22 protein-coding genes and 1 riboswitch are annotated in these 21,690 nt (G+C 32.9%); of the genes, 9 read left to right on the plus strand and 13 right to left on the minus strand.

Going from position 1 to position 21,690, the window contains the following annotated elements; all coding sequences use genetic code 11:
• Positions 1-290: 290 nt before the first annotated feature.
• The 9 genes from ACVBFA_RS08950 to xpt all read right to left on the minus strand — a co-directional run bounded on the left by ACVBFA_RS08950 (position 291) and on the right by xpt (position 8,884).
• Positions 291-461, minus strand: coding sequence for a VraH family peptide resistance protein (locus tag ACVBFA_RS08950; protein WP_002458592.1), 171 nt, complete (start codon positions 459-461; stop codon positions 291-293).
• A gap of 1,438 nt (positions 462-1,899) precedes the next feature.
• The gene (locus tag ACVBFA_RS08955) at positions 1,900-2,247 is read right to left on the minus strand and encodes an ArsR/SmtB family transcription factor (RefSeq protein WP_046044681.1); all 348 of its coding nucleotides are present in this window, start codon (positions 2,245-2,247) and stop codon (positions 1,900-1,902) included.
• A gap of 18 nt (positions 2,248-2,265) precedes the next feature.
• A complete protein-coding gene (locus tag ACVBFA_RS08960) occupies positions 2,266-2,883 on the minus strand; it encodes a CadD family cadmium resistance transporter (RefSeq protein ID WP_002455892.1) in 618 nt (205 codons plus the stop codon).
• Between the two features lie 140 nt (positions 2,884-3,023).
• On the minus strand, positions 3,024-3,212 hold the full coding sequence (locus ACVBFA_RS08965) for a hypothetical protein (RefSeq protein ID WP_002475276.1): 189 nt from the start codon (positions 3,210-3,212) through the stop codon (positions 3,024-3,026).
• A 132-nt stretch (positions 3,213-3,344) separates the two neighbouring features.
• Complete coding sequence (locus tag ACVBFA_RS08970) at positions 3,345-3,680, minus strand: terminase small subunit (protein ID WP_145452300.1); 336 nt, start codon at positions 3,678-3,680, stop codon at positions 3,345-3,347.
• 144 nt (positions 3,681-3,824) lie between these two features.
• A complete protein-coding gene (gene guaA / locus ACVBFA_RS08975) occupies positions 3,825-5,366 on the minus strand; it encodes a glutamine-hydrolyzing GMP synthase (RefSeq protein ID WP_002473319.1) in 1,542 nt (513 codons plus the stop codon).
• A gap of 167 nt (positions 5,367-5,533) precedes the next feature.
• A complete protein-coding gene (guaB, locus tag ACVBFA_RS08980) occupies positions 5,534-7,000 on the minus strand; it encodes an IMP dehydrogenase (protein ID WP_002475261.1) in 1,467 nt (488 codons plus the stop codon).
• Positions 7,001-7,037: 37 nt separating this feature from the next.
• On the minus strand, positions 7,038-8,306 hold the full coding sequence (pbuX, locus tag ACVBFA_RS08985; protein WP_002475266.1) for a xanthine permease PbuX: 1,269 nt from the start codon (positions 8,304-8,306) through the stop codon (positions 7,038-7,040).
• On the minus strand, positions 8,306-8,884 hold the full coding sequence (xpt, locus tag ACVBFA_RS08990) for a xanthine phosphoribosyltransferase (RefSeq protein ID WP_002447704.1): 579 nt from the start codon (positions 8,882-8,884) through the stop codon (positions 8,306-8,308). The genes pbuX and xpt overlap by 1 nt, the downstream gene beginning before the upstream one ends.
• A 282-nt stretch (positions 8,885-9,166) precedes the next feature.
• Positions 9,167-9,269, minus strand: a riboswitch (purine riboswitch).
• A gap of 211 nt (positions 9,270-9,480) precedes the next feature.
• Here xpt and ACVBFA_RS08995 point away from each other — a divergent pair.
• The 4 genes from ACVBFA_RS08995 to ACVBFA_RS09010 all read left to right on the plus strand — a co-directional run bounded on the left by ACVBFA_RS08995 (position 9,481) and on the right by ACVBFA_RS09010 (position 13,407).
• Complete coding sequence (locus ACVBFA_RS08995; RefSeq protein ID WP_002447703.1) at positions 9,481-9,888, plus strand: general stress protein; 408 nt, start codon at positions 9,481-9,483, stop codon at positions 9,886-9,888.
• A 127-nt stretch (positions 9,889-10,015) separates the two neighbouring features.
• The gene (locus ACVBFA_RS09000) at positions 10,016-10,681 is read left to right on the plus strand and encodes a hypothetical protein (RefSeq protein WP_126122224.1); all 666 of its coding nucleotides are present in this window, start codon (positions 10,016-10,018) and stop codon (positions 10,679-10,681) included.
• Between the two features lie 125 nt (positions 10,682-10,806).
• Positions 10,807-11,709, plus strand: a complete 903-nt coding sequence (locus ACVBFA_RS09005; RefSeq protein ID WP_126122225.1) for a hypothetical protein — start codon at positions 10,807-10,809, stop codon at positions 11,707-11,709.
• Between the two features lie 309 nt (positions 11,710-12,018).
• Complete coding sequence (locus tag ACVBFA_RS09010; RefSeq protein ID WP_002475270.1) at positions 12,019-13,407, plus strand: L-cystine transporter; 1,389 nt, start codon at positions 12,019-12,021, stop codon at positions 13,405-13,407.
• 120 nt (positions 13,408-13,527) lie between these two features.
• Here ACVBFA_RS09010 and ACVBFA_RS09015 read toward each other — a convergent pair whose 3' ends face one another.
• Positions 13,528-14,283 (minus strand): NADPH-dependent oxidoreductase, encoded by a 756-nt coding sequence (locus ACVBFA_RS09015; protein WP_002458604.1) that lies wholly within the window; start codon positions 14,281-14,283, stop codon positions 13,528-13,530.
• A 137-nt stretch (positions 14,284-14,420) separates the two neighbouring features.
• Between ACVBFA_RS09015 and ACVBFA_RS09020 the strand changes: the two genes are divergently transcribed.
• The 5 genes from ACVBFA_RS09020 (at position 14,421) to ACVBFA_RS09040 (ending at position 19,219) form a co-directional block, all read left to right on the plus strand.
• Positions 14,421-15,200, plus strand: coding sequence for a 2-keto-4-pentenoate hydratase (locus ACVBFA_RS09020; protein WP_002458605.1), 780 nt, complete (start codon positions 14,421-14,423; stop codon positions 15,198-15,200).
• A 444-nt stretch (positions 15,201-15,644) separates the two neighbouring features.
• Positions 15,645-16,214, plus strand: a complete 570-nt coding sequence (gene ahpC / locus ACVBFA_RS09025; protein WP_002447697.1) for an alkyl hydroperoxide reductase subunit C — start codon at positions 15,645-15,647, stop codon at positions 16,212-16,214.
• A 14-nt stretch (positions 16,215-16,228) separates the two neighbouring features.
• Positions 16,229-17,752, plus strand: a complete 1,524-nt coding sequence (gene ahpF / locus ACVBFA_RS09030; protein WP_002475278.1) for an alkyl hydroperoxide reductase subunit F — start codon at positions 16,229-16,231, stop codon at positions 17,750-17,752.
• Positions 17,753-18,002: 250 nt separating this feature from the next.
• The gene (locus ACVBFA_RS09035) at positions 18,003-18,626 is read left to right on the plus strand and encodes an NDxxF motif lipoprotein (RefSeq protein WP_126122226.1); all 624 of its coding nucleotides are present in this window, start codon (positions 18,003-18,005) and stop codon (positions 18,624-18,626) included.
• Between the two features lie 215 nt (positions 18,627-18,841).
• Positions 18,842-19,219 carry a hypothetical protein gene (locus ACVBFA_RS09040; protein ID WP_126122227.1) on the plus strand — a complete coding sequence of 126 codons (378 nt, stop codon included), beginning with the start codon at positions 18,842-18,844 and terminating at the stop codon, positions 19,217-19,219.
• A 412-nt stretch (positions 19,220-19,631) separates the two neighbouring features.
• On the opposite strand, the gene ACVBFA_RS09045 is transcribed toward ACVBFA_RS09040, so the two are convergent.
• The 3 genes from ACVBFA_RS09045 to ACVBFA_RS09055 form a co-directional block, all read right to left on the minus strand.
• Entirely contained in the window at positions 19,632-20,222 is a 591-nt protein-coding gene (locus ACVBFA_RS09045) for a histidine phosphatase family protein (RefSeq protein WP_020363554.1), read from the minus strand.
• A 20-nt stretch (positions 20,223-20,242) separates the two neighbouring features.
• Positions 20,243-20,875, minus strand: a complete 633-nt coding sequence (locus tag ACVBFA_RS09050; RefSeq protein WP_002447691.1) for a LysE family translocator — start codon at positions 20,873-20,875, stop codon at positions 20,243-20,245.
• A 472-nt stretch (positions 20,876-21,347) separates the two neighbouring features.
• Positions 21,348-21,602, minus strand: coding sequence for a GlsB/YeaQ/YmgE family stress response membrane protein (locus tag ACVBFA_RS09055; protein WP_001832461.1), 255 nt, complete (start codon positions 21,600-21,602; stop codon positions 21,348-21,350).
• Between the last annotated feature and the right edge of the window lie 88 nt (positions 21,603-21,690).

Below are 21,690 nucleotides of genomic sequence, written 5' to 3' on the forward strand. Positions count from 1 at the left end.
ATTATCATTTTTCTATTCATATTTTCTTTGCGGTTCATTCTTCTATAAATCATATTGTATAAAAGTGTATTAATTACAGAATATATGAGTATAAACAATATACCTAATAGAATAGCATCGTATATATTCAATATAGTTTACCTCTTTTGTTTAATAAACTATCTCAACTGTAAAATTGTTAGTCGATTCTCTCAATGCTTTAGAATGCGTCTCTCAGCGTCTTAAATTACAAAAATGCCACTTATAGTGGTGTAGAATTTAATATAGAAGTTATTTATTTAATAAGAACACTACTTAAACAGCTCTTCATTAAAGTACAAATAAACTAATACGCCTATAGGAACACCTAATAAAGGAGTTGTAAATATGCTTGCTAAGAATATGTAAAATACTAAATAACATACATCGTCAGCTTTCCATTTCTTGTTTACTAAATATCTCCATATTTCTTTAATGCTCACACGAAAACCACCTTTTTAATATGTAATAAAATTCTGTTCACTCTTACATATATCATAATGTTGCTATAAATTAAATAAGCATTTTATTGATTTTAACAATCGAATTTATATTCATTTTCTTATTCCCGATGCCACATAGCACTTATTTAAAATAAAAACGCCACTCGTAAGTGACGTTTGAAAAGATATATTTAACTTGGCAGTGTGTGAATTTTTTATCCCTTATATACTTAGCTAAAGGCAGAGGCTATGCACTCAAAACAATCATTAATACTGTTTTGTAAAATTGGCGTGCATATTTGTCTGAAAGTTTCACTATCGCTCATCTTTACCACTCCTAACAAGAATATAATTAAAATTATAGATGCTAAAAGGTCAGAATGAGTACTAGCAACTACCTCGAGCCAATGCCATTGGCTAAATATATAAAGGTTATTACTAGTTAAATATACCACTTAATTCTTTTTTTAAACATTAAAGAGCTCATTTAAAAAACTCCAATTTAGTAATCTGTCTATTTATTTAAGGGATCAACAAAACACAAAACCTTTAACCATATCGCTAAATCAACAAGCTGATAAATGCTGCAATCCTAAATTAGGACTACACCCGTGTAATAACACATATCTAAATTGGTAATGTATCTATGTATCGAAGCGGTTTGCTGTATTCACTTACTAACGTCGCAAGCTGCTACACATGGGGTAGCGTTTCACGACACCATGAATAAGGAAGCATTTCGTTTATTCCCCACTTAGACCACATTACAAAGGGCGTCGTGTTTCCCTACTCTCTTTATCGAATACTTATGTAGCTAACGTCACAAATTGTTACGTCAGCTCATGCACTAAAATACTTCAAAATTGTATTTCTCACAACGTAAATATATAAGTTAGACAAGCCACATTCAGCTTTTCAGAATTTAGAGAACGGATATAGTCGTTTTCTAATGCACTGACTTAGTGCGTCAGCATTTGTATTATTAATTAACGAGCTCACATTTGAGCCAGTTAAATATATTTATAGCTAATCAGTTCTATTACTGAGCTCAATTTTGAGCTGAGTATAAACCAATATACCCAAATTTGAGGATATTAAAAGGCACCCCTAATTTGGGGCACCCTTTATTCTTTTATCAAACCACTTCCCTATTTTAAGGTACTGGTTACAAGCGTACTTTTAAGTCTGTTTGTAACTTTATGAAATGTCAAGTTTTGACAAGTTAAAAAGACTACATCTAGCGGATACAGTCATTTAAAGGATACTCAATTTTGAGTAGTACATTTCAGTAGATACGTTCATTATCTTTAAGAAAACTATAATTGTAAATGTTAAACATCTACTTTTGTGTTTATAAATCACACTTACATTTATTTTTTTATTTTAGTATTATTTCTGTATAATATCAAAGCAAGAGGAAACTCGTTTTCAACTCGTTTCAAAAACCCTTCTGATTTTTAGAGAAAAATTCTCTTATTTCATCGTCTTTAATAAAATAATATGCCATCTTTCCCTCTTTATAAAAATCAAGTACCTCATTTTTATATAAAAGTCTTAAATGATGTGAAGTTGAAGCAACACTCATTTTCAATATCAAAGAAATATCACAAACACACAACTCATCTTCTTTAATCAAAGATAATATAATTTTCAATTTCTTCTCATCACAAATTTTTTCTAAAATGTTAAGTAATTTCTTAGATTTATCATCTTCTAAAAAACTTAAAGCATTGTTAACTTTATCTTCATGTACACAGATCACATCACAAGCATTTTCATAACTCATATGAAATCACACCCTAAATTAAAATATAAATCCTAAAATTGTTTGAATAGTGTCATTTTCTATAATAATAAATAGACCTAAAGCTATATAAATAACAGCCATAATCCAACGGCTAAATTTCTCAACAATTTCTCCAACTCCTGGAATATTAGCTAATTTTTGTGCAGTAAATACCAAGAAGAAAATTAAAATTAAAAAGACAAACAAAGTAATTAATAAATTAGTAACACTTAATGTCACAAAATACGGAACAAATAAACCAATATTATCAGCACCACAACTTGCTATCGTAACAATTGCAACCGTACCAACTAATTTAGACAATCCTTTTTCATTCAATTCTTTTTTAGCTCTCTTTTCTCCTTCACAATCATCATAAATAGCCACTTTAATTCCTAAATAAATCGGTATTAACCCTAATAATCCTAATATCCATTTTTCAGGAACATAATTTAAGACAAAGGCAAAGAATAAACTTACGACAATCAATGTCACAGATCCTACATATTGACCAATATAAATATCTCGATATTCCTTTTTAGTCTTTGCTTTAGCAAAAAATATTAACAAAATCACTAATAAATCTACTGCTGTCGCAATATAAAGAATAGCAGCAGTTACAATAGTCTGAATCATAATTACACCTCATTCAAAAATATTTTTGAATATATTATAACTTATGTTTTCAAATAATCATAGATGCTTTATTCCAATTGCTTTATTGATATCGATACTTAGAATTTTTAACAATTTCAAAATCAACATAAATGAGCAATTTATTTTTGTGAATACTTCTTAAAAATTCCAATAATCCAATTAATTAAAAATACAGTTAAAACACCAAAAGCAAGCCCATCTAAAATTTTAAAAGTTATTGTATCAGGTGACGGAAGTAAATAATTCATGGTACAACGAAGCATAATTACCAATACTAAAGCTTTTAAAAAGTAATTAACTTTGTCCAATTACCATTCTCCTATTATTTTTTAATCTTATCCCTTTTAGATTATCATTTATTAATCAATTTAAATACAAATAAAATAATATCACAATTAAAATCAAAAATGCCCATCTGAACATTTTCAGATAGGCTCTATTTAATCCTCTAACGGTATATCATCAACAATCATTGTTCTATTAGGATAGTTTTCATTTATTTTATCTATTGCTCTCTGTGTATCTTCTTCATCGCCTTTATCCCATTCACCAATATTAACAATTACCGGAGTATCACCTGTAAAAGCTTTTCTCTCAGTAAATAGTTTATGACACCTCCCAAGCATATCATCACGAACTTTCAAAAGATCACTTGGCTTAATAAGTACTTCTACTAGCTGTACATATTCATTATAAACAAGTTGCACTTTACCATTTTGTGGGTTTTTCTTATATTCACCTCGATTTATAACAACTCCCTTAGTTTCTGTCACCATTAGCTGAATTGGTTAATAAATATAGTTATTCATTAATACTTAATACATTTTCATCAATGATATTTTCTGCCCTTTTCCCAACTTCGAAAATACAAAAACAACCCTTTAACCATTGCGGTTAAAGGGTTGTTGAATTATTATATTCTATTCCCACTCAATTGTACTTGGTGGCTTAGAGGTAATGTCATAGACAACGCGATTAACGTGGTCCACCTCATTGACAATTCGACTTGAAATCTTTTGTAAGACTTCCCAATCAATTCTAGCAAAGTCACTAGTCATGCCATCGATGGATGTTACCGCACGAATACCTACAGTATGATCATACGTACGGTAGTCTCCCATGACACCGACCGATTGAATACCTGGAAGTACTGTAAAGTACTGCCAGATGTCTCTTTCAAGACCTTCCTCACGAATCACTTCACGTAAAATCGCATCTGATTCACGAACAATTTCAAGCTTATCTTCAGTAATTTCTCCAAGTACACGGATACCTAATCCAGGTCCTGGGAATGGTTGTCTCCAAACTAAGTGTTCAGGTATACCTAATTCTATTCCTAATGCACGCACTTCATCTTTGAATAATGTATTGATCGGTTCAATAAGTTCAAATTCCATGTCTTCAGGTAATCCACCTACATTGTGGTGAGATTTAATTGTTTGAGCTGTCTTAGTACCTGATTCAATCACATCCGTATATAACGTACCTTGAGCTAAGAAATCTACATCTGTTAATTTCGCAGCTTCGTCATCAAAGACATATACAAACTCGTTACCAATGATTTTACGTTTACGTTCTGGATCAGAAACACCTTTTAGTTTACTCATGAAGCGTTCTTGAGCATTAACACGAATAATATTCATATCAAAACCTTCACCGAATTGCTCCATGACCATGTCACCTTCACCTTTACGTAAAAGACCATGGTCCACAAAAATACATGTTAGTTGGTCGCCGATTGCCTTATGTAAAAGTACAGCAACTACGGATGAATCTACTCCACCACTCATTGCACATAATACTTTACGATTACCTACTTGTTGACGAATTTTCTCAATTTCAATTTCAATGAAATTCTCCATCGTCCATTCCCCTGTACAATTACAAACACGGCGAACGAAGTTTCTTAGTAAGTCGTTCCCATATTCAGTGTGACGTACTTCTGGATGGAATTGTACACCGTAAATACGACGTGTTTTATCTTCAATAGCTGCATAATTAGTACTTGGACTATCTGCGATTACTTCAAATCCTTCAGGAATTTCAATTACTTTATCAGAATGACTCATCCATACTGTTTGTTCAGAAGGTAAGCCAAAGAAAAGTTCATCTGATTTAGCGTTAATTGTAGCTTTGCCATATTCACGCTCATTGGCACGCTCAACTTTACCACCTAAAAGCTTAGTCGTTAATTGCATACCATAACAAATACCTAAAACTGGAATACCTAAATTATAAATTTCAGGGTCTATAGTAAATGACCCCTCTTCATACACTGAATTTGGACCACCTGAAAGAATGATACCTTTAGGATTCATTCGTTTAATTTCTTCAATAGAAATTTCGTGATCATGTAATTCACTATAAACGCCCATCTCACGGATACGACGCGTAATTAACTGGTTATATTGGCTACCAAAGTCTAAAACAAGAATCAGCTCTTGCTCTTTCGCCATTTCCATAGTCATGAATCTCCTTTATTGTTTTATTTTATGTAAAAGTAAGAGAAACGCGCCTATCAATGCCCTAAATGATAGCTTTAAGTATTGTTACCGTATCATTAAGCATTTTTGTTTTAAGAATTAAGCGCGTTCCTACAAATGATTAATTCATCATTCAAAGTTTAACACTAGAAAGAATAGTTTGGTGATTCTTTCGTAATTTGAACATTGTGAGGATGACTTTCAGCTAAGCCAGCTGGTCCCATACGTGTAAATTGTGCTTCTTCACGTAATTTTTTTAGGTTTTCTGAACCAGTATAACCCATACCAGCTCTAACGCCACCCATAAGTTGATAGATTGTATCTTGTAATGGTCCTTTATAAGCTGTGCGACCTTCAATACCTTCAGGAACAAATTTTCTTGGCGTCTTATCTTCTTGGAAGTAACGATCATTTGAACCTTTTTCCATAGCACCTAAAGATCCCATACCGCGATAAACTTTATATTGTCTACCTTGGAATACCTCAGTTGCACCAGGACTTTCTTCTGTACCAGCTAACAAACTACCTAACATAACCGCATGACCACCAGCAGCTAATGCTTTGATAATATCACCTGAGAACTTAATACCACCATCAGCAATAATAGCCTTACCATGCTTACGGGCTTCTGTAGCACAATCATAAACTGCTGTAATTTGAGGCACACCTACACCTGCAACAACACGTGTCGTACAAATTGACCCTGGACCAATACCTACTTTAACAACATCGGCACCTGCTTCAAATAAAGCACGTGTTGCCTCTGCAGTCGCTACGTTACCTGCGACAACAGTAATTTCAGGATATGTTTCCTTAATGTGTTTAACTTGATTAATAACGCCTTTAGAATGACCATGAGCCGTATCAATAATTAACGCATCTACGCCAGCTTCAACTAATTTTTGTGCACGAATTTCAGTATCTTTAGACGTACCGATTGCTGCTGCAGCTAACAATCTACCATGTTCATCTTTAGCTGCATATGGGAATTCAAGTACTTTTTCAATATCTTTAATCGTGATTAATCCTTCTAAACGACCATTTTCTACTAATGGAAGTTTCTCAATCTTATGTTTTTGAAGAATAGCTTCGGCTTCATCTAAAGTCGTACCAACTGGAGCTGTTATTAAATTATCTTTCGTCATTACATCTGATATTTTTATTGAAAAATCTTCAATAAAACGTAAATCACGATTTGTTAAAATCCCAATCAACTTGCGATCCTCTTGATTATCGACAATAGGTACACCAGAGATACGGTATTTGCCCATTAATGCTTCAGCCTCATACACACTTTCGTCCGGTGTTAAGAAGAACGGGTTAGAAATAACACCATTTTCTGAACGTTTAACCTTTTGTACCTCATCAGCTTGCTCTTCGACGCCCATATTCTTATGGATAACACCTAAACCGCCTTGACGAGCCATAGCAATCGCCATTTTTGATTCAGTTACTGTATCCATACCTGCTGAGATAACAGGAATGTTTAATTTGATCTTATCTGATAATTTGACACTTAAGTCAACATCGCTTGGTAAAACATCTGATGCAGCTGGAATGAGTAACACGTCGTCAAATGTTAAAGATTCTTTAGCAAATTTATTTTCCCACATTAAAAACAGCCTCCAATTTTATTTATACTTAGTTACATTATTTCACATTTTCTTCGGTTTGTTTATACTTTATACCATTAAAAAAGAAATTTAAGATGATTGCAGAAATTGCGCCAAGCACTATACCATTTTGAGTTAACCAAGCAAATTGTTCTCCTAATCCTTTAAATGCTTGAGGTACTGCACTAATACCAGCACCTAACCCTACTGAAATTGCAATAATTAATAAATTATTTTGATTTTGGAAATTAATGTTACCCAAAATACTAACACCGTATGCCATAACCATTCCAAACATTGCTATCATTGCCCCACCTAAAACCGGCAATGGAATAATATTAGCTAAAGCACCTAATTTAGGTATACAACCACAAATTAGTAAAAGAATAACCATTCCATATATCACATTGTTCTTTTTAGCTCCTGATAAAGAAACAAGACCTACATTTTGGGAATATGCAGTGTAAGGAAACGCATTAAATATTGAACCTAAAATGATTGCTAGACCTTCCGCAGTATACCCTTTTCGAAAATCTTTTCTTTCTAATTTTCTACCAGTAATTTCACTCAGTGCATGATAGACACCAGTAGATTCAATTAAACTTACAACTGCAACAATGAAAAATACAAGTATCGAGCTTACATCAAAGCCAAAACCAGAAAATCTGAATGGAATAGGGAATCCAAACCAATGTGCATCGCCCACTTGTTTGATATCAACCATTCCAAATATACCAGCTAAAGCAGTACCTATTGCCAATCCTATAAGTATCGCAATTGATTTCAAGAAGCCCTTTGTAAATCTTTGTAAAATAAGAATAATGAGTAGTGTAATACCACCTAACATTAAATTCTTAGTATCGCCATAGTTTTTCGCTCCTTCGCCACCTGCCAAGTAATTCATTGCAACTGGCATTAAATTGATTCCAATAATTGTCACGACACTTCCTGTTACAACAGGTGGGAAGAATTTAACTAAATAAGAGAAAAAAGGCGCAATTAAAACAACTAAGATACCGGATATTAAAAGCGAACCATATAAAACATCAAGTCCTTTGGTTTGACCGATGAGTATCATAGGTGCAACAGCAGTAAACGTACATCCTAGTACAATCGGTAATCCAGTCCCTGTGACTTTATTCGCTTGAAGAAATGTCGCTACCCCGCACATAAATATATCAACCGTAACTAGATAAGCAATTTCTTCAGCTGAAAATTTTAAGCTTGTCCCCACAATAATAGGAACAAGAATCGCCCCTGCATACATCGCTAACAAATGTTGCACACTTAATATGAAATTTTTCATTACGCTTCACCTAAAAGAGTTACCTTATTGCCTTTTAATGAAGCTACCTTACAAAGTGAAGATACATATAAGCCTGCATCTTCTAAACGTTGGCGCCCATTTTGGAAACTTTTTTCAACCACAATACCCACGCCAACTGTCGTCGCATTTGCTTGTTTTACAATGTCATTAAGACCTAGCGAAGCATCGCCATTAGCTAAAAAGTCATCAATGATAAGTACTTTATCGTCTGGACCTAAAAACTCTTCAGATACAATGACTGTACTCGTTTTATTTTTTGTGAATGAATGAATGTCCGTGCTATAAAAGCCATCTTTCAAAGTACTAGGTTTAGCTTTTTTAGCAAATAGACAAGGAACATCAAAATGAAAAGAAGCCATAATAGCAGGCGCAATACCAGAAGCTTCAATAGTTAAAATTTTAGTAATACCAGCGTCTTTGAAAGACTCATAAAATGTTTTACCTACATCATTCATCAACTTTGCATCAATTTGATGATTTAAAAATCCATCTACTTTCAAAATTTTCTCATCGATGACAACGCCATCTTCTTTGACTTTTTGTCCTAACGACTCCACTCAAAAAACCTCCTCAAGTAAATTCAAATTCGATTCCTAGATACAAAAAAACCTCAAACTACCATTAATAGTTTCAGGATCTATGAGTGAACGTGCAATACTTTGCCTTAAAGCAAATTAAGAAGAAGATACGCATACGTAGTCCTAAAAACGCTTATTAAATTTGATAAACCTCAAACAATTGCACTCAATTTATACAGGCTTATGTGTATCCTCACTTGTTTCCAGTTATACCAAATGCGTTTTACTTTTATGTTGCTTTAGCGATTTAAACTGCTCTTAATGTATTGGATTGTTACTCATAGTCGCGTCGTTTATGGCGACACGGTAGAAACTTCTAAAGCCATATTCTCTAGATTATATGAGTCATATAAATTATTTAATGATAATAGCAAATTTTTGTTGTATTTTCAATATAATTAAAGAGATGTTCACGATTCAAAAAGCATCAAAATTCAGTGTAAGCGTTATATTAAAGGATGAATTATCATTGAAATGTTTTAACACAAAATTATATAATTATCTGTGTAATAGTTTTATTAAATTAGACTAGGGTATAACCATGTAAGACAACATTTTTAAAAGGGGCGATAATCATGGCAAAAATTACTGTAGTGAATAACCAAGACGAATTATATAAAGTCATCAATCAAAAAAAATCTGAAGGTTATTTAGAGACAGAATTAGCTGTTATCAGTAAAAGTAAGTTGCACTTAGATGATTTACACAACTCTCAAATCTCATTAATGTCTACAAGTGGCTCATTTAGTGACCGTATGTCTCGTTTACTTACAGGTGAAGATGGAGAAGAAGCAGTATTATCTCGTTATGATTTAACTGACAATGAACTAGAAGGATATAAACAAGATATTTTAAACGATAAAATGCTCGTTGTTGCTAACAGTGATCGTTCTTCTCATGATGAAGTTGAAGATAATAATGCTGCATATAAAGAAGTGGATATTACTCATTATGCCGCAGAGTCTGAAGGGCCTAAAGCATAATTTTATTTCTACATTATAAAAGCATTGCACCATAATGTTTGTTTAGTCGAGCAGACATTATGGTTTTTTTTATCATTAAATAAAGCTAATTAGCTACGATTGAATAATATTAGGGAGAGGATATAACATGGAATTTAAAATAATAGAATCAGCTAAAGATCCATTATTTAGCGAGGCACTCAAATTATATGATAATAAATTGGATATTGGTTTAGATGAAGATAGTAAAATTTTTAAACGCTCACTTGAAAACAATAAAACAGAAAATGATTACGCCTTTATCGTTGGAATTGAAAACCAGACTGTAGTTAGCTTAGCAACTGCGCATTACGAAGCAACAACCAATTCTGCATTTTTAATTTACTTAATCGCAAAAGAAAGCCCCAATCATGATGAAAGAATGTCCTTAACTTTAGAGGCAATAGAAAAACAATTAAACCTTTTATCACAAGAAGTTCATAATAGAGATATTAATTTCATCATGTTAGAAGTTCCAAAAGAACCCTCGACTGTTGACATCGATGACAAGCTCAGAAACGCACTAGAACATCGTCGTCAATTCCTCTTTGAAAATCAATTTGAAAAGCAGGACGACATCGACTACATTCATCCAAATCAAAACCAAAAGGAAACGCCACAAAAAGTAGATTTATTTATTAAAGCTAACATTGAATTAACAAAGGACATTTATGGCACAAGCGTCAAATCTAATTATATTCTTAAATATGTTTTTGCAAACGGCATTTCAAGAGAAATTATTTACCCTCTCCTAAAAGAAATGAATTTAAGATAGTCTGTCTAAAACACCTTGAAATCAATATTAAGAAAAGGTAAACTATCATATGAGGTAAGACTGACGTTTCACTGGCCGAAGACAAACGTCACCATACATAATTAAAATATGAAGGGACTTTTTCAATGTTAACTAAAGAATTTGCTCAACGTGTAGAACTAAGTGAAAAGCAGGTCCGAAAAATTGTACAACATTTAGAGGAACGAGGCTATCACCTTAGTAAAACAGAATATCGTGGTCGTGAAGCCACAGACTTTAAAGAAGATGACATCGAATTATTTACAGATATCGCTAACAAAGTTAAACAAACGAATAGTTATGATTTAGCATTTGAAGAGCTTGAAAAGGAAAAAGACTTTTTACAAGTCATTGTTAAAGACGAGGATAGCCAATTACCAACTGATCAAAATGTAGCACAACTCGTTGAAGATTTACGTTCTGAAATTCAAAAAATGCGAGAAGAACGTCAAATGTTAGGGCAAATGATTAACCAAGTACATCACCAACAACAGGAACTTAAAGAATTACAGACTGATATTACAACAAAATTAGAATCGAATGCCCAATCTTTAAAATCAATCCAAAATTCTCAAGAGGCTATTCAGTCAGCACAAAAACAACAATCTAAAGACATCGCTAAAGCTAACGAATTAAAAGATAGTGAATTACGCAGTCATTTTGATTCAATGTCAAATAGCGCTTCAATATCTCAGAGCAACATCGCAAGTCAAAGCACTACAGCAAGTTTAAGCCAATCTGAATCAGTAAATGATTCAATGAGTTCATCTCTATCCGAGTCTAACTCGATAACATCTGAAAGTAATACAAATAGCAAATCAGAAATTGAATCAAAAAGTACGTCTACAAGCGAGTTCTTGTCAGAATCAGGAAGTGTATCTAACTCAGAAAAATCTGAGTCAATTTCTCATTCTCAATCAACATCAGCTACACCATCTTCTCAATCGACTTACCAACAACAACCTAAAGAAGAGAAGAAAGGTTTCTTTGCACGTCTATTTAACTTATAAATGATTTATATTCATAGCTGACTCATGCTTATTCATAATATTAAATAAAAAACGCGCGCAATCATGTCTTCTTATAGCATGATTGCACGCGTCTTTTTTATTAATGTAAATCTCTTTATGTCCTCTTTGCTCACTTTTCTAATATACATAAACTTCCAATTTTTCATTATTCTAGTAATCACCTTCACACTATTCTGCTTTAAGTGAATCAGAAAACTATAAATCAACAACTTGAATTTCTTCTTAACCCTCTTTATTCTTATTACATATGTCGGAATACTAAAATTATAAAAGGAGCTATATATTCATATGGAAATACTTTTTACAGTAATTAATGTCATCGTGTTACTTGTTTTCCTAGTTATGTTAAATATTATGGCAAGAAAACACGTTTCATTCCCTAAACGCGTCTTTACCGCTTTAGGAATAGGTATCGTATTTGGCATTGTATTACACCTCATATATGGTGCAGAGTCTAAAACTCTCGAACAATCAACAGACTGGTTTAGTATTGTCGGAGATGGTTATGTTGCACTATTACAAATGATTGTCATGCCACTAATATTCATTTCAATTGTTGCCGCTTTTAGCAAAATACAAATTGGTGAAAAATTCGCTAAGATCGGTTCTTATATTTTTATGTTTTTAATTGGTACTGTAGCCATCGCAGCTATCGTCGGAATTTTTTACGCTTTGATCTTTGGTTTAGATGCATCGTCTATTGATTTAGGTAGTGCAGAACATTCACGTGGTACAGAAATTTCAAAACAAGCCAAAGATTTAACTGCAAACACTTTACCACAACAAATTCTCGAAGTATTCCCAAGCAATCCATTTTTAGATTTCACAGGACAACGTACAACTTCGACAATTGCAGTTGTTATTTTTGCAACGTTTGTGGGCTTTGCTTATCTTAGAGTTGCAAGAAAACAACCGGAACATGGAAACTTACTTAAACGTGGTATAGAAGCAATCTATTCTATCGTTATGGCTATCGTAACTTTTGTTTTACGATTAACGCCTTATGGCATTTTAGCTATTATGGCTTCTACTCTTGCGACCAGCGATTTTTCTGCAATTTGGACGTTAGGTAAATTCTTAATTGCTTCATACGCAGCTCTAATCACAATGTATATCATCCATTTAATTATACTGAGTGTCTTAGGTATCAATCCCGTTAAATACGTGAAAAAGACAATAGAAGTACTAATCTTCGCATTTACTTCACGATCAAGTGCAGGTGCATTACCACTAAATGTTCAAACGCAAACAAAACGTTTAGGTGTACCTGAGGGAATTGCAAACTTCTCTGCAACTTTTGGTCTATCCATAGGGCAAAATGGCTGTGCAGGAATCTACCCTGCTATGCTAGCAGTTATGGTAGCACCAGTAGCAAATGTAGAAATTGACTTCCAATTTGTTGTTACACTTATTGCTGTTGTTATTATAAGTTCATTTGGTGTTGCAGGTGTAGGTGGCGGTGCAACATTCGCATCAATACTCGTATTATCTACACTTAATCTACCAGTTGCTCTAGCAGGAGTACTGATATCTATCGAACCTCTCATCGATATGGGTCGTACAGCACTTAACGTTAATGACTCAATGCTAGCTGGAACAGGTACCGCACGCTTAACAAATCATTGGGACAAAAAAACATTTGACTCAAATGATTACGGCGATTTATCTGCAAATTAAATGTAAGATAAGTTGTCATTGGTCATTACGATATACAATTATAAAAAGAGCGGAGCAAAATTTGTGTTTAAAATATCGCCCCACCCAGCCTGAGACATGTATTTCTGTCTCAGGTTCTTTTTATCTTTGAATAAATCCTGCTTTTTTCAATTCATCTAACATATCTAAACGTGTTTTACGTCCTAGAAATGTTTCTATTTGTTGTGACCAATTTTCTGTACGCACACCGTGGGTACGTTCTTTATAATATTCACTCACTACTTGGTCGTATGCTTCCAATTCTTTACGTTGTTGGTGATGATTTGCATCATACTGATCTTTATGAAAAATATGTTTAAATGGCAAGCGCGGTTTAGGTGACCCATTTTCTTCATCAGAAGGTTCACCAACTGCCATACCAAATAACGGAAACGTATAATCAGGTAAATTTAAAATTTCACGCACTCGCGCAACATCATTACGCAATGACCCTAAATAAACAATTCCATACCCCATATCTTCGGCAGCAACTGCCATGTTTTGTGCAACTAATGCAACATCTATTGTACCCACTAATAGTCCTTCTGCAGAACCATACGATGTCTCCATATTTGACGCCGCAACTTCATCTACTAAATGATGACGATAATAATCTAAAACAAATACAAATAAATAACCATTATCTAAAACATAAGGTTGACCTGACACTTCCTTTAAACGCGCTTTAATGCTTGGATCTTCAACACCAATAATAGAATAAGTTTGAAGATAACTGGATGTAGAAGCACTCTGTCCCGCCTCTACTAATTTTTCTACCGTCTCAGAACTAAGTGGTTGATCCTTAAATTTTCTAACTGAATGATGTTGTTTCATCAACTCATAAACATAATCTGACACTATACCCACTCCTATCAAAATTTACGTTATTAATAATTTTATACCCTAAATGAAGTATATTTAAATAGATTTGCACACTTCATATTTAGAAGTTATCATAAAAGTATCAATTTTCAGATAATTTAGGGGGATACAATATGACACTAACAAATAAAGAAGTTGCTAAGGTTTTATTTAAAGCTTATAGATATAAAAAACCCATCGATTTCATTAGCGAGAACTATCAATTAAACGAAGAAGAAGCATATCATGTACAAGAAGAACTAATTGACCAATTAACTTTCAAAGACCGTTCGACTGTTACAGGGTATAAAGTTAGTATGACTAGCAAGGCAACGCAAGCAATTGCTAACACTAACGAACCAGCATATGGAACACTCTTATCTAACCAAATTGTTAATGATGGTGCCTCAGTCTCTCTTTCAGAATTATTTTCACCATTACTAGAACCAGAAATTATCTTTATAGTGCAGGAAGACTTACCTTATGATGCTGATTTAGAAACAATTAGATATCATACCCGTATCGCGCCAGGCATTGAAATTCCAGATGCAAGATATAAAAATTGGTTTCCAAATTTTACTTTATCAGATTTAATATCAGATAATACCGCAACAGGACTTGTCGTAGTAGGTGACTCTGTAGACGGACTTGATAATGATGCATTTGCTAATGTACATTTAAATTTATATAAAGATGATAAATGTATCGCCACAGGAGAATCATCCGAAGTACTCGGAAATCCTTTAAACGCTATTCATTGGCTAATTAAAAAACTACACACGCACGGCAAACAACTTAAAAAAGGAGATATCATTTCATCTGGAACTTTTATATCTCCATTAAAATTAGAATATGGCACGTACCGTGCTGAATATAGTGGTATCGGTAAGGTGTCATTTTCGGTTAATAAATAAAGTAAGTTTAATAGGGTTATTTTCACAGAAAGTCATAACAACTTGTGGAAATAACTCTTTCTGTTTTATACAGATGCTAAAAAAGGAAATCCATGTATGATACATGTTATTATATATATAAAGTAGTAATAAAATTACACTTCATTATCAATAAAATAACCATAGTTGAGAATGATAACTGAGATTCAATGTCATACACATTTGAAAATTTCAGTTTCACATTGGATTTTCAACTTTTTTCACTCGCTATTCTTTAATTAATGAAGGATTTAAAATGGCTTAATTATAGCTTTTTTATACTTTCATAGATTTTAAGAACTTCTAAAGTTGACTATTCAATGCCAAGATGTAATAATACTAAACAAGAGATTAGAATTATTATAAACAAACAATTATTTTTAAGTAATTCTAATTAACACTTAACTTTTCAGGAGGAATTTATCTATGTCTTTAATTAACAAAGAAATTTTACCTTTCACAGCACAAGCTTACGATCCAAAAAAAGATGAGTTTAAAGAAGTTACTCAAGAAGATCTTAAAGGTTCTTGGAACGTTGTATGTTTCTATCCTGCTGACTTCTCATTCGTATGCCCTACTGAATTAGAAGATTTACAAAATCAATACGCTAAATTACAAGAATTAGGCGTTAACGTGTACTCAGTATCAACAGATACACACTTCGTACACAAAGCTTGGCACGACCATTCTGATGCAATCAGCAAACTAGAATACAGCATGATTGGTGATCCTTCTCAAACAATCACTCGCAATTTCGATGTGTTGGATGAAGAATCTGGTTTAGCACAACGTGGTACTTTCATTATCGACCCTGATGGTGTGGTACAAGCAGCAGAAATTAATGCTGACGGAATCGGACGTGACGCAAGTACATTAGTTAACAAAATTAAAGCCGCTCAATATGTACGTCAACATCCAGGTGAAGTTTGCCCAGCTAAATGGGAAGAAGGTTCAGAATCATTACAACCTGGTTTAGACTTAGTAGGTAAAATCTAAGGAGGCATTAAAATATGCTTAATGCTGATTTAAAGCAACAATTACAACAATTACTTGAGCTTATGGAAGGCGACGTTGAATTCGTTGCCAGCCTAGGCTCTGATGATAAATCAAACGAACTCAAAGAATTATTAAATGAGATTGCTGAGATGTCAGCACACATAACAATTACTGAAAAATCTTTAAAACGTACACCAAGTTTTTCAGTTAACCGCCCTGGTGAAGAAACAGGTATTACATTTGCTGGCATACCTTTAGGCCATGAATTTAACTCTCTAGTATTAGCTATACTACAAGTGAGTGGTCGAGCACCTAAAGAAAAGCAATCCATTATCGATCAAATTAAAGGACTCGAAGGTCCATTTCATTTCGAAACCTTTGTAAGTCTTACTTGTCAAAAGTGTCCTGACGTCGTTCAAGCGTTAAACCTAATGAGTGTTATTAATCCTAACATCACTCATACTATGATTGATGGCGCTGTTTTCCGTGAAGAATCTGAAAACATTATGGCAGTGCCTGCCGTCTTCTTAGATGGTCAAGAATTTGGTAACGGACGCATGACAGTTCAAGATATTTTAACTAAATTAGGAAGCACGCAAGATGCCTCTGAATTCAACGATAAAGATCCTTATGACGTGTTAATCGTTGGTGGCGGACCTGCAAGTGGTAGTGCTGCAATTTATACAGCACGTAAAGGGCTACGTACAGGTATTGTCGCTGATCGCATTGGTGGTCAAGTTAATGATACTGCTGGTATCGAGAACTTCATCACTGTTAAAGAAACGACAGGTTCAGAGTTCTCATCAAATCTTGCAGAACATATTGCACAATATGATATTGATACAATGACTGGTATTCGTGCTACAAATATCGAAAAAACAGATTCAGCTATTCGAGTAACTTTAGAAAATGATGCTGTTTTAGAAAGTAAAACTGCCATCATTTCTACAGGTGCAAGTTGGCGCAAACTAAACATCCCAGGGGAAGACCGTCTAATCAATAAAGGCGTGGCTTTCTGCCCTCACTGTGACGGACCTTTATTTGAAAATAAAGATGTCGCTGTCATCGGTGGTGGTAATTCTGGTGTAGAAGCAGCTATTGATTTAGCCGGCATCGTTAAACACGTAACATTATTTGAATACGCTTCTGAATTAAAAGCTGATAGCGTATTACAAGAACGTCTACGCTCACTACCTAATGTTGATATTAAAACGAGCGCTAAAACAACAGAAGTAATTGGTGACGATTACGTTACAGGTATCAGCTATGAAGATATGACTACCGGAGAGTCACAAGTAGTTAATTTAGATGGAATATTTGTACAGATTGGATTAGTTCCTAATACATCTTGGTTGCAAAATGCTGTCGAATTAAATGAACGTGGCGAGGTTATGATTAATCGCGATAACGCAACAAACGTTCCTGGTATCTTTGCAGCTGGTGACGTTACTGATCAAAAAAATAAACAAATTATTATTTCTATGGGTGCTGGTGCCAATGCTGCACTTAATGCATTCGATTATATAATTAGAAATTAATTTTTAAAACGTTACTTATCATAAATATTTTAACCTCACAGAGTTCCCATGGTGGAGCTCTGTTTTTTATTATAAAAAAAACCTATTGAAACAAGTATATTATTCATATAATCCGACATAATTTAGTCATATCTAACGGTAAATGTAGTTCTAAAATATTCAAATATTTTTCGATAAATGATACTCTAATAGATGTATAAATTTAAAACACTGTTTAATGATAGAGACGTAAAAGGAGTTACTCAATTCTATGAAAAAGAGAGTCATTACATACTTGATACTAGCATTGTCTTTAACACTTGCAGCATGCTCAAATACGAACGATAACAATAACCAAGAACATCACAGCAACGCTCATGCACCTAAAAATGCTAAAACCTTAAAGGAAAAAGATATTTTTTCTTCAAACAAAAAAGGACAAAAAATTAGCGAAAAAGAGATGAAGCAAGCTTTAGAAAAATATTTACAAGCGAATAGTGATGTACTTGATAATAAGTATGTCATGCAACATAAATTAGATAAGCAAAGTGATAGTAATCCTAAAATCACAGAATCACAAGCTGATCGTCTTAGCAAGTTATCCAATTTAGCAGTTAAAAATGATTTGCATTTTAAAAAATTTATAAAAAACAATCACATCCCTGAAGAATATAAAGATTCAACAGATCGTATAATTAATTATTTTCACGCTTTAAATAGTACTATTTCAAACGTAGATGAAGACATTGAGAAATTAAACTACCAACCACAAAATTCAATTAACGTTGTTGATGTACCCACAAAATATTCAGGTGATGTAAATAAAAAACAACAAGATAAAATCACTACTTTCCTTAAGAAAAAAGGAATAGACACAGAAGTATTTAATAAATAAAACAAAAGGCTTTTTCTATAGCACATTATTTTACTTGCCCAAAAAAGATGTTGGACTAACATCTTTTTTGGGCTTGTTTGATATTCGAGTTAATTCATCATCTCATCTTTTTGAAACATGCTTTCGCTATTTTGACAATTCAATATATTTATTACACAATAAAATTAATATAGCATATATATTTTTCTAAATAAAAAGAAATGAGGAAAATCATTATGAAGATACGTTTAACATTTATTATCTTATCAATACTATCTACCATCGGCTTAGTACTTGTTTTAGCAAAATATCCAACAGGCCCACACACAATCAACTATAACGAACCTTATACAGTACTCATAGCCATTACGACAATAGTTATAATGGCTTTACCAGCACTCATATTAGGTATATTTAATCATCTTGCATGTAGAATCATATCGGCGATATTACAAATAAGCGCACTGATGATATGGGGGTTTTTAGTAATCATTAGCTTAATTATGGGACAAATTGTCATTACGCTTATGGCTTCCTTAACGATACTTGCATTACTTGTTAGTTCTATTGTCACACTTTCAGTACACCCATCTACTTCAAATAAAATAAATTAATCAAGTAAAGGGGTAAGAGAGGTAGAATTTACATTAAAATTCTTTTTGTTGGGGCCTACCCCAACTTGCTTTGCTTGTTGAATTTCTCGGTGAAATTCTCTTTGTTGGGGCCCATCCCCAACTTGCTTTGCTTGTTGAATTTCTCGGTGAAATTCTCTTTGTTGGGGCCCCACCCTCTTGTAAAAAATGGTTTGATATTTGTGTGTATTTTTAATTCTATCATTGACTTATTGTATGTTATGAAAGCCTGAGGCATCGATAATCTATGCCCCAGGCTTCACTCACAATCCTATATTATATATAACAATATTGCTACGGTTGTTGATAGACCTCAATCATACCTTTTGATAGAGAATTAATATCAATTTAGCCAGCAATTACAATTTTACAACTCAAATGATTATATATGTATTCAAGACTTCATTTCTTTTTTAATTAAATATGGATAACAATTAAGAATTTCCGTCGATAAGGCTTCTTCCTTAGTTATCATTTTAAAATAGACGAAAAAACATCTAATTACAACTTGGTGCGCAACTATCACTACACGTCTTTGCCGTTGATTAAGCTCATTTTCAATGAAAGTAACCACTCTATCATAGACATCTTGATAACTTTCTCCTTGTGGTGCTTTTTGTGAAAAACTATGTCTAAAGTATTTATAATTAGGATCATGGAAATATTTTTCGAACCTTTTGTCTTTACAAACTTCTTCTTTATTTTTCCCTTCAAAAACACCTAACGAACGCTCTCTTAACGTCTTAGTATATATTGTTGGAAGATCATAAGGAAATAGCTCATCATACGTTTGCCTTGTTCTTTTTAAATCTGATACATATACAGTGTCAATGTATTTATTTTTAAAATAAGCAGATAGTTCTCTAGCGCTTTTTATACCTCTTTCCGTCAAAGGGATGTCTAACTGTCCACAAAAATATAGATACCCGTGCTTATTATCATAATTGGACTGCGACTCACCATGCCTCACTAAATAAACTTCCATTCTATCTCCTCATTTCTGACTTAGCTACTTTTACTTAATAATAAATTAATAGATAAGCCAATTAAAACAAACCCTACAATATAATCAAATATAGCTTTGAATCTTGGTCTGCTGAATAATAATTTAATATATTGAAAGATAAATACACAAAATAAAAACCATAAGCATGTAACTACAACAACTGAAAAAGCAAATAACGCAATCTCAGATTTCATATGTATATTACCGTTAGAAAGAAACTGAGGGAATATACTAACATAAAATAATAAAGCTTTAGGGTTAAGACTTGTACTTAAAAAACCTTGTCTAAAAGAAGTGATATAACTCACATTTCTGACATCAGCTAAAGCTTGTTTACTAAAATCAACAGAACTGTGCGCACTTAAAATACTTTTGATTCCGAGATAAATAAGATAACAAGCACCCAATATTTTTATTGTTAAAAAAACAAAGTGTAAACTCGTAAGTATGTATATAATTCCAAAAATTGCTAATGAAGAGTATAAAATATGCCCCGTAGTGATACCAAATGCGGCCATAAAACCATTCATTTTACTTGAGTTAATAGTATTTTTCATTACAATAATGAAATCTGGCCCAGGCACTATAATAATCAATAATGTAATAATGATAAATGTAATTAAACTGTCCATAAGAAACCTCCTCGATGTCGTTTTACAATTCATTATTACATATCACCAATGGCTTATGAAACCGAACAGAGGCCTTTAAATCAAAGTAATAATTTTCTCAATTTTGTTGGAAATTTTAAAAATCAAAACTTTTAATGTTGTCAGATAAATAGCAATCTGATAATATTAAATTGTAGTTATTAGTAACTACAAAGTCTTTTATATTCATGAACATAATACTCCTGGATGGCGTAACCCAGCGCCATCCTTTTTTATGTTTTATAACATGAAAAAAGCACCCACACCATTTTTATTGGTTTGGATGCTTTGATAACTATAATTAATGTAACTCAAACGATTAAAGACATCATCAATATCTATCATTGAGTTACGTGCGTATAGATAAACACACATACTTTAACTGTATTAATTGATTACTTTCAAATAATCAAGCAACACATTTTCTACCTAAATTAAACTTAATCTATACTTATTATTTTTTTCTTAGTGCTTTTAAAATTAATGAAATAATAAAGATTAAAATAATTGAACCTAATAATGCTGGAAAGATGTGTATTTTACCTAATTGTGGTCCCCATTCACCTAAAATCATAGTACCAACCCATGATCCTACAATACCAGCAATAATATTTCCTAGAATACCTCCTGGTACGTCTTTACCTAAAATTAAACCTGCGATCCATCCAATGATACCGCCGACAATAATCATACCTATTAATCCAAACATAATTGATTGTCTCCTTTATTTATATATTTTATTCACTAGTATGAGATACCCCATGTCAAAAATGATTAAACGCTTTGTATAAATTTTT

The organism is Staphylococcus sp. MSU001 (assembly GCF_052976705.1).